A 12375-nucleotide genomic window follows, 5' to 3' on the forward strand; every position below is an offset into this window, starting at 1 on the left:
TCTCGGTCTCGGTCTCGGTCTCGGAAACTGCGAACTCCGTATCCTGAGAATCGTCAACCGTTTCGGCGGCGCTTTCGTCAATCACATCCTGTTGAAGCGCTTCAGCGGTGCCTTCAACCGGTTGGGATTCACCGGGGCCAGGCTCAATCACGTCTTCCGGATTTTTCTTGTCAGCCACGCCGGCCTCCCCCTCGATTCCTAAAATACATTCCTGCGAACACGCCGGACACTACTCTGCGCGCCCCTTGCCCTCAAGCCGGGACAGCTGGGCTGCGGCATCAAAGACAGCCTCTGCCATGGCTTGGGCATCAGGTTCCTTACTTACGCGCAACACCTTGCAATTCAAGCTTTTCAATGGTTCTGCAACAGCCTGGCTCAGCGCAATCAGGTGCAAATGCGCAGCATCCCCGCATTGACTGGCAAAATGACTCGCCGTTCTGGGAGAGAAAAGCGGCACGATCACATCCTTCTGCGCAGAAAGCACCGCCTGCGCCTCCTCTGACAAAGCTAGAAGAACCTGATCATACACGGTTTGCGCACGGCAGGGGATACCGCCATCAGTAAGCCGCCGCGCAATCCCGCCCCGCGCATGGGCGCCCCGGAGATGCAACAGCGGTGCTTCCGGCGGCTGTTGCAGCATTCTTTCGACCAATTCATCCGCGCATTGCCCCAGGCTCACCGCCTGCCAGCCGGCCTCTGCCGCAGCCTTGGCCGTGCGCTCACCGACACAAAAAGCCGGCAGGCGGACCGCAGTTTCACGTGAAGCGGCTTCCACCCCGTTAGCCGAAGTGAAGATCACGCCTTTCATACTGCCCAGGCTGATCTGCGCCTGTATTAGCCGGATCTGCATCAGCGGCGCATAGATCACTTGCAGCCCGGCACGGACCTCATGGGGCAGCCCGGCCACAAACCGCTCTGCCGCCGCCAGCGGGCGTGTCATCAGCAAAGGCACCATCGCGGGCTCCCGGGATTGTTTGCAATCCGCTTAGGTGGTAGCCCCGGCGGCAAAGCGATGCAACGGTAAGGCCATGACAAAGACCCTGACAATTCTGGGGCTGGAGAGCAGCTGTGACGATACCGCCGCCGCGGTGGTGCGGCAATCGGAGGGCGCCCAGCCCGAGGTTCTGTCTTCGGTCGTGTTCGGCCAGGCCGAGCTGCACAGTGCCTTTGGCGGCGTGGTGCCTGAGATTGCTGCCCGTGCCCACGCCGAGAAACTAGACATTTGCGTGCTGGATGCTCTGGCTGGCGCCGGGCTGACCTTGAAAGACATTGATGCGATCGCCGTGACGGCCGGCCCCGGGCTGATCGGCGGAGTGATGTCAGGCGTCATGTGCGCCAAGGGGATTGCTGCCGCCACCGGCCTGCCGCTGGTGGGCGTGAACCATCTGGCAGGCCATGCATTGACGCCGCGGCTGACAGACGGGATTGCCTACCCTTACCTGATGCTGCTGGTCTCTGGCGGGCACTGCCAATACTTGCTGGTGCGCGGGCCTGAGGATTTCACCCGCCTCGGTGGCACTATCGACGATGCCCCGGGCGAAGCATTTGACAAGACCGCCCGCCTGCTGGGCCTGCCGCAACCGGGCGGACCCGCCGTGCAGGCAGAGGCTGAAAACGGCGATCCCAAGCGCTACCGCTTTCCCCGCCCCTTGCTGGACCGGCCGGATTGCAACTTGTCCTTTTCAGGCCTGAAAACTGCATTGATGCGGATGCGTGACCAAATCGCGTCGGAAAAAGGCGGCCTTACCCGGCAGAACCGGGCCGATCTGTGCGCCGGTTTCCAGGCCGCTGTAGTCGACACATTGGCCGAAAAAACCCGCCGCGCTATCCGCCTGTATCTGGAAGAGCATCCTGCGCAACCAACCGTGGCCGTTGCCGGCGGCGTTGCAGCCAATACCGCCATTCGTGCCGCATTAGAGACTGTTTGCGCCGAGGCAGGCGCCGCCTTTACCGCACCGCCGCTGCAGCTGTGCACTGATAACGCCGCGATGATCGCCTATGCCGGGCTGGAACGGTTCAAGGCAGGCGCCCGCGACGGGCTGGACCTGACCGCCCGCCCCCGCTGGCCACTGGATCAAAGCAGCCCGGCACTGATCGGATCGGGCCGAAAGGGAGCCAAGGCATGAGCATTTCTGTACTGGGATCCGGCGCCTTCGGCACAGCTTTGGCAATCTCACTGGCAGGCAATGGCCCGGTAACCCTGTGGGCGCGCAACGCGATGAAAGCCCAGGCAATGCAGGACAGCCGCCGCAACGGCACCCGGCTGCCAGGCGTTGAACTGCCCAAGAACCTTTTGATCACATCCAACATCGGGAAAGCCTGCGAGTCCGGTGTCCTGCTGCTGGCGGTACCGATGCAAACGCTGCGCGGCGCCTTGGAACAGCACAAGGATCACTTGACTGGAAAGACACTTGTCGCTTGCTGCAAGGGGATCGAGCTGGACTCTGGCCTCGGCCCGGTGGCGGTCATCCAGGAAGTTCTCCCGAATTCCAGCGCCGCGCTGCTGACGGGGCCGAGCTTTGCCGCGGATATTGCGCGCGGGCTGCCAACCGCTCTAACCCTTGCCTGCAACGACCCAGCGCAGGGCAAGGCACTGCAGGAGCAACTGACTACGGCCAACTTGCGGCTCTACCGCACGACGGACACAATTGGCGCAGAAACCGGCGGCGCTTTGAAAAACGTGATGGCAATTGCCTGCGGAGCGGTCATCGGGGCCGGGCTGGGTGACAGTGCCCGCGCCGCACTGATGACGCGCGGGTATGCTGAAATGCAGCGTATGGCGCTGGCTTGCGGTGCAAAATCTGAAACTCTGGCCGGGCTTTCGGGCTTTGGCGATCTGACATTGACCTGCAGTTCCGACCTGTCCCGAAACTACCGCCTGGGGCTTTCCATTGGCCGGGAGGAGGATTTCGACTCCACCATCACGGTCGAAGGGGCAGCCACCGCGCGGGCGGTCGCGGAGCAGGCGCAGAGGATGAATTTGGACATGCCGGTCACGCTCACGGTAACCAATTTGCTCGATCAGCGCTTGACGATCAGCGAAGCAGCGGCACATTTGCTTAAAAGACCACTAAAAGAGGAATAAAATGCTCATCGCATTGATTGCCCGCGACAAGCCCGGCCACTTGCAGACCCGTCTCGACAACCGCGACGCCCATCTGGCCTATATCAACGACACCGGTGCCGTAGCGCAGGCAGGTCCGCTGTTGGATCAGGATGGCAATATGGCCGGTTCCCTGGTTATTCTGGACGTTGAAGACATGGCTGCAGGCGAGGCATGGGCGGCAAGCGACCCATACAACAAGGCCGGCCTGTTTGAAGCTGTGGAATTGATCACCTGGAAAAAGGTCATCGGCTGATGCGCTACTGGCTGTTCAAATCCGAACCCTCTACCTGGGGCTGGGACAACCAGGTCTCCAAAGGTGATGCGGGTGAAGAATGGGACGGCGTGCGCAACTACCAGGCGCGCAATTTCATGCGCGAAATGAAGATCGGCGACCGCGGTTTTTTCTATCATTCGCAGAAAGAAAAATCCGTGGTCGGCATTGTTGAGGTCTGCGCCGAGGCCCATCCTGACAGCACCACCGAAGACGACCGCTGGGAGTGCGTCGACATCAAAGCGGTGCGGCCTTTTGCTAAGCCGGTTTCATTGGACCAGATTAAGTCCGACCCGCAGCTGGAAGAAATGGTATTGGTCAAGAACTCCCGCCTGTCTGTGCAGCCGGTGAGCGGCGCGGAATGGGCCACCATCTGCGCGCTGGGGGAGACAGATCCCAGCTGATCTGCCAATCTGTTCCTAAATGGCTGAAACCATTGAGGAGAACAGCATGGAATTCATAAGTGTGATCGCGGCGGCTGCGGCAGCATTTGCGCTGGGGGCAGGATATTACGGCGCCCTCGCCAAACCATGGGTCGAGGCCGCTGGTGTTGAATGTGATGAAGACGGAAAACCGAAGGGCGGTCAGAGCCCGATGATTTTTGCGATGGCTTTTCTCTTGCAGCTGATCGTTGTTGGCATGATGCGCCATGTATTCACCCTGTCCGGCATCGAAACCCTGGGCGCGGGCCTGATTGGCGGTGCAGGTGTCGGACTGTTCTTCATCAGCCCCTGGATTGCCTTGAACAACATGTATGGGATGCGGCCGGTGAAGCTGACGCTGATTGATGGCGGCTATGCGACGCTGGCCTGCGCAATTGCTGGCTTGGTGCTGAGCCTGTTCTGAATTGAAAAAGGGAAGGACCTGAGGACAATCAGGACCTTCCCTTCCACCCCGCGTGCTCCACTATCCACCACACGCGTTTGAAAATCTGGTACCTGGCCGTCCTGGCCGGTGTCTTATGTGTAGCTCTTTGAAACACGATTCCGCAAATCAATTACCCTGACAATGCGAGCTAAATCAGCGACGCTGGCAGCCGGGAACAAAATACCGGGCCTCACTGCGGAAACTGTGAAGCCTCTTGACAGATCGCAATCTTATTTAACATTATAGTTAAACAATAGGATCACCAGTCAGGAAAGGCACGCAATGCCTGTAAGCATCCCCAACGAGAGCGCCGCCTACCGCACAGCCCGCAATGAACTGTTGCAAGCTGAGCTCGCTTTGCGCGCGCAAACCGAAAAAGTTGCCGCCCTGCGACGGGCTTTGCCTGCCGGCGGGCGGGTTGCAGAGACTTATGAATTCCGCAACACAAGCGGCGCTTCGGCATCCCTGCTGGACCTGTTCGGCCAGCACAGTGCCCTAGCCGTTTATTCCCTGATGTACGGGCCGGACAGCGAGGCCGCCTGCCCGATGTGTGCAGCGATTCTGGATGGCTGGCGCGGGCAAGTGTCCCATGTGCAAGCGCGCATGGGGTTCGCGGTTGTCGCGCAATCATCGCCGGAACGGCTTGCAGCACTGCGGATCGCAAAGGGCTGGCAGGATCTGCCGCTCTATTCTGCTGCGGGTAGCAGCTATCAGCAGGACTATTTGGGTGAAAGCAGCGAGGGCGCGCAGCTGCCGATGCTGAATGTCTTTACCCGATCAGACGGTGGCATCCGGCATTTCTGGGGATCGGAGATGCTCTTTGAGACCAGCCCCTGGCAGCCGCGCCATGTCGATGCGCTGTGGCCGATGTGGAACCTGTTCGACCTCACCCCTGAGGGGCGCGGCGACCATATGCCCAGCCAGCGCTGACCCGCGGTCCGGCAACAAAAAAAGCGCCGCCGGATTACTCCGGCGGCGCTGATTATTTTGCATTCACAGCCGCTTAGTAGCGGTAATGCTCAGGCTTGAACGGGCCTTCGGGCTTGACGCCGATATAGGCCGCCTGCTCAGAGCTCAGCTGGGTCAGCTTAACGCCGATGCGGCCCAGGTGCAGGCGGGCGACTTTCTCGTCCAGATGCTTGGGCAGAATGTAGACATCGTTGTTGTAATGGTCGCCGCGGGTCCACAGCTCCATCTGGGCCAGCACCTGGTTGGTGAACGAGGCCGACATCACGAAACTTGGATGGCCAGTGGCGTTGCCAAGGTTCAACAGGCGCCCTTCGGACAGCAGGATCATGCGGTTGCCCGAAGGCATCTCGATCATGTCGACCTGTTCTTTGATGTTGGTCCATTTGTGGTTCTTCAGCGCGGCAACCTGGATTTCGTTGTCGAAATGGCCGATGTTGCCGACAATCGCCATGTCCTTCATCTCGCGCATGTGCTCGATGCGGATCACGTCCTTGTTGCCAGTGGTGGTGATGAAGATATCGGCGGAACCGACTTCCTCTTCCAGCAGCACCACTTCAAAACCGTCCATCGCGGCCTGCAGGGCGCAGATCGGGTCCGCTTCGGTGACCTTAACCCGGGCGCCTGCACCGCGCAGGGAGGCGGCAGAGCCCTTGCCCACGTCGCCGTAACCGCAGACCACAGCGACCTTACCGGCCATCATGGTGTCAGTGGCCCGGCGGATGCCGTCAACCAGCGATTCCTTGCAGCCGTATTTGTTGTCGAACTTCGACTTGGTGACCGAGTCATTCACGTTGATCGCCGGGAACGGCAGCTGGCCGTTCTTCTGCAGATCATAGAGACGGTGCACGCCGGTGGTGGTTTCCTCGGACACGCCCAGGATCGCATCGCGGGTCTTGGTGAACCAGCCCGGGGATGCTTCCATGCGCTTCTGGATCTGCACCTTGATGACCGCTTCTTCTTCGGACTGCGGCACGGGAATAATATCCTCGCCCGCTTCGGCACGCGCGCCCAGCAGAACATAAAGGGTGGCATCGCCGCCATCGTCAAGGATCAGGTTGGGGCCTTCCTCGAACATGAAGGATTTATCCAAATAATCCCAATGCTCTTCCAGCGACTGGCCCTTGATCGCAAAGACCGGAATGCCTGCTTCGGCAATCGCCGCGGCAGCGTGGTCCTGGGTCGAGAAGATGTTGCACGACGCCCAGCGCACATCGGCGCCCAGCGCCACCAGCGTCTCAATAAGCACAGCCGTCTGGATGGTCATATGCAACGAGCCGACAATGCGCGCGCCTTTCAGCGGTTTGCTTTCGCCGTATTCCGCGCGCAGGGACATCAGTCCCGGCATTTCGGTTTCGGCGATGTCCAGCTCTTTGCGGCCGAACCCGGCCAGCGCGATGTCCTTGACGATATAATCCCCGGCCATTGCCAGCTCCAATCCAGTTGCAAGTACAGTTGCAGGAGGGCCTAGCACTGCAATTGTTGATATTCAACGAAGATACCCGCAGCCGGAGCTTATGGCCCTGGCTTTTTATGGTGGAGCAGGCTGTTGGGGGGAGCCTGTCAGGCGGCCAATGTCAGCTTGGCGTGCCTGGATCCGGCGTTTTTCCCGAAATGTGGAAGAATGAGGAACCGGTCGCAACAACGCAGCTGACCCCATTCGCATGTGTGACCAGAACCGTAAAAGTTCCGGTTTCATCCGATGACCAGACCTCGATCACAGTGGCCTCAGGACGGCTTTTCTGCAACCCGCCGGCGGTCAGCCGCTCGGAGTATCCGCTTTCCAGCTTTTGGGTCATGACCTCGCGGTCGCCGCAGCTGGCTGCCAAGGCTGGCGGCGCCGTCGCTGCCATACCGAACAACAGAGAAATACCAAGAAGACGCTTAAACATGACAAACTCCTTTCCATTGCGTGTCACGTCACGAAAAGGGGTTGCCGCAGAGAGGGGGCGGTGCCCCTTGTATACCTATAATATTGGGCCGCGCAGTGCCCGTTTCAAACTCACAAGCCATAAACACTCCGTTTTTGCCTGTGTTCAGGCATCCGGCAGCCAAGCCCGGCAAGCATTGCCCGGTTGCCGCGCAACGGTTAGTCAAAGGGGTAAGTGCAGCGACAGGAAACCCTCATGCCCGCAAAACCCGCCCGTGCATGGCAGCGCATGCTGTCCGGCCGCCGCCTGGATCTGCTGGACCCGACACCGGTGGATATCGAGATCGAGGATATAGCCCATGGGCTGGCATTTGTTGCCCGCTGGAATGGTCAAACAATGGGGGATTTTGCCTATTCCGTGGCTGAACATTCGCTGCTGGTTGAGGACCTTTTCACCCGGATGAATCCAAAGGCGCCGGTCAAGTGGCGGCTGGCAGCGCTGCTGCATGATGCGCCGGAATATGTGATCGGGGATATGATCTCTCCGGTCAAAGCTGCGGTGGGGCCGGGATATGGCGAGTTGGACTTGCGGCTGACGGCAGCCATTCACCTGAGGTTTGGTCTGCCCGCTGCCTTGCCCAAGACTGTGAAGGCGCAAATCAAGCGGGCCGACAAGATCAGCGCCTGGATGGAAGCGGTGCAGATCGCCGGTTTTTCAGAGAAAGAGGCCAGCCGCTATTTCGGACGTCCAAAGCCGGAAACCGTCGAGGGTTTCAATATCGTTCTGCGCCCGCCACTGGAAACCCGGGTGGCTTTTTTAGGCCGCCACTCGGAATTGATGAAGCAGCACTGAGCTTTAGCGCGGGCTGCGTTTGGCCAGGATACGCTGCAGGGTGCGGCGGTGCATGTTCAGCCGCCGTGCGGTTTCCGATACATTTCGGTCACACAGCTCATAGATCCGCTGGATATGTTCCCAGCGCACCCGATCAGCGCTCATCGGGTTTTCCGGCGGCGGCGGCAGCACATCCTCGTTGGCCAGCAAAGCGTTCATGATGTCGGTGGCATCGGCCGGCTTGGACAGGTAATCTGTCGCACCGATCTTGACCGCTGCGACAGCCGTGGCGATGGCGCCATAGCCGGTCAGCACCACAACGCGGCTATCCGGGCGTTTTTCCCGCAGCACTTCGACCACATCCAGACCATTGCCGTCTTCCAGCCGCAGATCCACCACCGCAAAGGCCGGCGGGCGGGCCGTTGCAATGGCACTGCCTGCGGCAACCGACCCCGCGGTCTCCACTGAGAAGCCGCGCTTTTCCATTGCCTTGGCCAGACGCCGCAGAAACGGCTCGTCATCATCAACCAGCAGCAGTGTCTTGTCGGGTCCAATATCCTGCAGAGCAGTTTCGGCCATGCCCGGTCCTCCGCGAAGTTTTTGTCTGTTAACGCAAGAATATGTCCGGGCAGGGGGAAAGGTCAAACAGCTATCCTGCCTCAGATTTTTTCGATGAAGCAGGCAGTCTTGTCGGCCATCTGCTCCGCCGTTTCATCGCGGCGGAAGAATTCCACAAAGCCGTCCTCGGGCAGCACCAGATAGGAAAAGGTCGAATGGTCGACGAGGTAGTAATCCTCGTCACCTTCGTTCTTCTTAAAGTAGGTCTTGTACGCCTTGCTGGCGGCCTTCACCTGGTCCAGAGACCCGGTCAGCCCGATCATCTTTTCATGCAGGTTTTCGGCGAAATCGCCAACAGCTTCAGGGGTGTCGCGGTCCGGGTCGATGGAAATGAACACCGGCGTCACGCTGATGCCGCGCTCTGCCAGCACATCGACCGCATCCGCGTTGCGGGCTGAATCCATCGGGCAGACGTCAGGACAGAAGGTGTAGCCGAAGTAGACAATCGACGGCTCGGTGATCACATCCTTATCGGTGACAGTCTCGCCCTTGGCATTGACCAGCTCGAACGCCCCGCCGATGGTATCGGTGCCGCCGGCGATCTGGCTGCTGCGGCACTGTGCGAATTTGTCGCCTCCTGCCCCTCCGCGGGTCATAAACCAGGCACCACCCACAAGGGCAGCAACAAAAGCAACAGCAAGAAGAGCATAGACGCGGGTCATGAGATCACACTTTTCGTAAGGGAAGGGTTGTTGATCGTTTGCGGCGCCAGACCTATCAAGAAATACAGCCGATGCAACTGGCGCACGGCGTCACATCTGCGGGAGCAACGAACCATATGAGCGATCGCATCTTCAGGCTGACAAGCGGCCAGGAACACAGCCACTGGATCCGGCTGCGGACCCTGATCCTGCTGCGATGGGTGGCCATTGCCGGACAGATCACCGCCATTGCGGTGGCGCAGTACCGCTTTAACCTGCAGTTGGAGCTGGGCCTGTGCTATCTGGCAATTGGCATTTCAGCCGCAGGCAATCTTATCGCCATCTTCGCTTTTCCGGAAAACAAACGCCTGACCGAGTTCGAGAACTTCCTGATGGTGCTGTTCGATCTTCTGCAGCTGGCCTTCCTGGTGTATCTGACCGGCGGGCTGAACAACCCCTTTGCCTTGCTGGTGCTGGGGCCGGTGACGATTTCCGCCGCCGTCATGGGGCTGCGCTCCACCCTGATCATCGGTGCCACCGCTGTCATTCTTGTCACCCTGATGGCAGAGTTCCACCTGCCGCTGCGCACCGAACAAGGTTTCATTCTGCGCATTCCCGATGTGTTCATCTTCGGCAACTGGATCGCCATTGTTATCGCCATTCTGTTCATCGGCGCCTATTCCTTCCGGGTCAGCAACGAAATGCGCTCTATGTCGGATGCGCTCAGCGCCACCCAGCTGGCGCTGTCGCGCGAGCAAAAGCTGACCGACCTGGGCGGCGTGGTGGCGGCAGCGGCGCATGAGCTGGGCACACCGCTGGCCACCATAAAACTCGCCAGTGCCGAGCTGATCGAAGAGCTGGACGACCGCCCTGACCTGCGTGAAGATGCCGCGCTGATCCGTGAACAGGCCGACCGTTGCCGCGACATCCTGCGCGGCATGGGCCGGGTCGGCAATGACGATTTGCATTTGCGACAGGCGCCGTTTTCAACCCTGGTGACCGAAGCGGCAGAGCCGCACATGAACCGCGGCAAATCCGTTATCTACCATGAGGAGCCGCTGGAGGGAGGTGACTTCCAGCAGCCAACGGTGATGCGCAAGCCCGAGATCATTCACGGGTTGCGCAACCTGGTACAGAATGCAGTGGATTTCTCCCACTCCACCGTCTGGATAGATGCTGCCTGGAACAACGACCGGATCATTTTGCGGATCTGCGACGACGGCCAGGGATTTCCGCCGCATCTGCTGGGCCGAATTGGCGATCCGTTTGTGCGCCGCCGCCGAGGCGAAAACGAACTGAAGCAGCGGCCCGAGTACGAGGGCATGGGCCTGGGCCTGTTCATCGCCAAAACGCTGCTGCAGCGTACCGGTGCACAGTTGAGATTCGCCAATGGCGCAGACCCTTTCCAAACCCTCAGCCCCTACCGTGAACGGCGCGGCGCCATTGTCGAGGTTGCTTGGCCACGCAAAAAAATCGACGCCATGGCAGACGGCGGCCCTGTCATTGGGAAAAATATACCTTTAGAAATTTAACTATTCACTTTTGGGCAACCAATTAAACTTGATTTAACCATTATTAGGGAACCATGCGGGTAAACGAGAGCTGAACTGGGCAGGACGACATGCAGGACTTCGCTTCGATCGAATGGTTTGTACTGGCAGCGCTTTGTGCTGCAACCGCGGCGGCGGCGGTCTGGTGGCTGTCACCTGATCCGCGCCGCAATGGCATGGAACATGATCTGCTGGCCGGCGACGGCCGCACTGATGCGGTGTTCCTGTTTGACGAAAACAGCTTGATCGGCTGGTCTTCGGGCGCGCGAAAATTCATTGGCGACCAGGCAGAGAACTTTGACTGGGGCATGCTGCGCGACCAACTGGCCCGCAGCTACCCAGGGCTGCCGCAGTCACCGGGCTTCCTCAAGGATGTTGGCCCGCTCGTGCTTTCCGGCACCGCCTCCGCCGAAAGCCGTGAAGCGCATTGCGAATGGATCGACGGGGTCACCCGCGTACAGCTGCGCCGCAGTACCTTGGAAGAACAGAACAAATCCCTGGATCAGGAACTGACCACCCTGCGCGCTGCCGTGCATCAGGCGCCCTACCCGGTCTGGCTCCAGTCGGAGGAGGGCAACGTTACTTGGTCCAACCTCGCGTATGACGACCTCAGCCAGAAGATCCGCGGCCGCAATGCCGACTTTGCCGAGCCGCTGTTCACCGATCTGCACGACCCGATGAACAGCGGCAAACCGGAGCGGATCTACATCCCGCTGCCGGAAAGCAACAAGAAACTGTGGTATAACGTTTCCACCACAGAAACCGAAGCCGGCTGGCTGTGTCACGCGGTGGATGTGAATGCCGTGGTCGACGCCGAGGTTGCCCAGCGCAATTTCGTGCAGACTCTGGCCAAGACGTTTGCCCAGCTGTCGATCGGCCTTGCGATTTTTGACCGCAACCGCCAGCTGGTGCTGTTCAACCCGGTGCTGATCGACCTCACTGCCCTGCCCGCCAATTTCCTCAGCTCGCGGCCCAATCTTCTGACCTTCTTCGACCGCCTGCGCGACCAGCGGATGATGCCGGAACCCAAAAGCTACTCCAGCTGGCGCCACCAGATGGCCGACCTCTTGGAGGCCGCCGCTGAAGGCCGCTATCAGGAAACCTGGTCACTGCCATCGGGATCCGTTTACAAGGTTTCGGGCCGGCCGCACCCGGACGGCGCCATTGCCTTCCTGTTCGAAGACATCACCGCCGAGGTCACACTCACCCGCCAGTTCCGCTCAGAGCTTGAGATGGGCCAGTCAATCATGGACCAGATGGATGAGGCGATTACGGTCTTTGCCAGCGATGGCAGCATGACTTTCTCTAACAGTGCCTATGGCAGCCTCTGGTCAATGGACCCTGAGGCCAGTTTTGCCAAAGTCTCGATCATGGATGCCAGCCGGATCTGGCAGGACACCTGTGCGCCGACCCCTGTCTGGGGTGAAATCCGCGATTTTGTTGCCGGCGGAGACGGCCGCGAAGCCTGGTGGTCCCATGTCCAATTGCGCGACGGCACGCGCATGATCTGCAAGGTCTCCGCAATTCAGAACGGTGCTACAATGGTCAGCTTCCGGGCACCGGAAACTGTGGCCTTGCCGGCAGGCCAGCAGCGCTTCCCCGCTATCAGCAAGGGCTAGGCCCGGAAACCGGCTTGCAGCAGACCGGCGGCGGC

Annotated in this window: 14 protein-coding genes; 9 read left to right on the top strand and 5 right to left on the bottom strand. The window is 59.9% G+C overall.

The window, feature by feature from the left end; all coding sequences use genetic code 11:
- Positions 1–229: 229 nt before the first annotated feature.
- The gene (locus tag L1069_RS01390; RefSeq protein ID WP_237454539.1) at positions 230–955 is read right to left on the bottom strand and encodes a uroporphyrinogen-III synthase; all 726 of its coding nucleotides are present in this window, start codon (positions 953–955) and stop codon (positions 230–232) included.
- 73 nt (positions 956–1028) lie between these two features.
- Here L1069_RS01390 and tsaD point away from each other — a divergent pair, with 73 nt between their 5' ends.
- The 6 genes from tsaD (at position 1029) to L1069_RS01420 (ending at position 5174) form a co-directional block, all read left to right on the top strand.
- Complete coding sequence (gene tsaD, locus L1069_RS01395; protein WP_237454540.1) at positions 1029–2126, top strand: tRNA (adenosine(37)-N6)-threonylcarbamoyltransferase complex transferase subunit TsaD; 1098 nt, start codon at positions 1029–1031, stop codon at positions 2124–2126.
- Complete coding sequence (locus L1069_RS01400; protein WP_237454541.1) at positions 2123–3085, top strand: NAD(P)H-dependent glycerol-3-phosphate dehydrogenase; 963 nt, start codon at positions 2123–2125, stop codon at positions 3083–3085. The genes tsaD and L1069_RS01400 overlap by 4 nt, the downstream gene beginning before the upstream one ends.
- 1 nt (position 3086) lies before the next feature.
- Positions 3087–3359 carry a YciI family protein gene (locus L1069_RS01405; RefSeq protein WP_027256944.1) on the top strand — a complete coding sequence of 91 codons (273 nt, stop codon included), beginning with the start codon at positions 3087–3089 and terminating at the stop codon, positions 3357–3359.
- On the top strand, positions 3359–3781 hold the full coding sequence (locus L1069_RS01410; RefSeq protein WP_129372694.1) for an EVE domain-containing protein: 423 nt from the start codon (positions 3359–3361) through the stop codon (positions 3779–3781). The genes L1069_RS01405 and L1069_RS01410 overlap by 1 nt, the downstream gene beginning before the upstream one ends.
- 46 nt (positions 3782–3827) lie before the next feature.
- The gene (locus L1069_RS01415) at positions 3828–4223 is read left to right on the top strand and encodes a DUF1761 domain-containing protein (RefSeq protein ID WP_129372693.1); all 396 of its coding nucleotides are present in this window, start codon (positions 3828–3830) and stop codon (positions 4221–4223) included.
- Between the two features lie 303 nt (positions 4224–4526).
- Positions 4527–5174 carry a DUF899 family protein gene (locus L1069_RS01420; protein WP_237454542.1) on the top strand — a complete coding sequence of 216 codons (648 nt, stop codon included), beginning with the start codon at positions 4527–4529 and terminating at the stop codon, positions 5172–5174.
- 73 nt (positions 5175–5247) lie between these two features.
- Here L1069_RS01420 and ahcY read toward each other — a convergent pair whose 3' ends face one another.
- Positions 5248–6636, bottom strand: a complete 1389-nt coding sequence (gene ahcY / locus L1069_RS01425) for an adenosylhomocysteinase (RefSeq protein WP_129372691.1) — start codon at positions 6634–6636, stop codon at positions 5248–5250.
- Positions 6637–6787: 151 nt separating this feature from the next.
- Entirely contained in the window at positions 6788–7102 is a 315-nt protein-coding gene (locus L1069_RS01430; RefSeq protein ID WP_129372690.1) for a hypothetical protein, read from the bottom strand.
- A 234-nt stretch (positions 7103–7336) separates the two neighbouring features.
- On the opposite strand from L1069_RS01430, the gene L1069_RS01435 reads away from it, so the two are divergent.
- The gene (locus L1069_RS01435; protein WP_129372689.1) at positions 7337–7933 is read left to right on the top strand and encodes an HD family hydrolase; all 597 of its coding nucleotides are present in this window, start codon (positions 7337–7339) and stop codon (positions 7931–7933) included.
- A 3-nt stretch (positions 7934–7936) separates the two neighbouring features.
- On the opposite strand, the gene L1069_RS01440 is transcribed toward L1069_RS01435, so the two are convergent.
- A complete protein-coding gene (locus L1069_RS01440; RefSeq protein ID WP_129372688.1) occupies positions 7937–8491 on the bottom strand; it encodes an ActR/PrrA/RegA family redox response regulator transcription factor in 555 nt (184 codons plus the stop codon).
- Between the two features lie 80 nt (positions 8492–8571).
- Positions 8572–9192 (bottom strand): SCO family protein, encoded by a 621-nt coding sequence (locus L1069_RS01445; RefSeq protein WP_129372687.1) that lies wholly within the window; start codon positions 9190–9192, stop codon positions 8572–8574.
- Positions 9193–9308: 116 nt separating this feature from the next.
- Here L1069_RS01445 and L1069_RS01450 point away from each other — a divergent pair, with 116 nt between their 5' ends.
- Together L1069_RS01450 and L1069_RS01455 are read left to right on the top strand one after the other, a co-directional pair.
- Positions 9309–10703 (top strand): ActS/PrrB/RegB family redox-sensitive histidine kinase, encoded by a 1395-nt coding sequence (locus L1069_RS01450; RefSeq protein ID WP_134831043.1) that lies wholly within the window; start codon positions 9309–9311, stop codon positions 10701–10703.
- Positions 10704–10792: 89 nt separating this feature from the next.
- Positions 10793–12340, top strand: coding sequence for a PAS-domain containing protein (locus L1069_RS01455; protein ID WP_134831044.1), 1548 nt, complete (start codon positions 10793–10795; stop codon positions 12338–12340).
- Positions 12341–12375: the final 35 nt, after the last annotated feature.

It is taken from the genome of Leisingera sp. MMG026 (genome assembly GCF_021654205.1).
Classification (GTDB): domain Bacteria; phylum Pseudomonadota; class Alphaproteobacteria; order Rhodobacterales; family Rhodobacteraceae; genus Leisingera.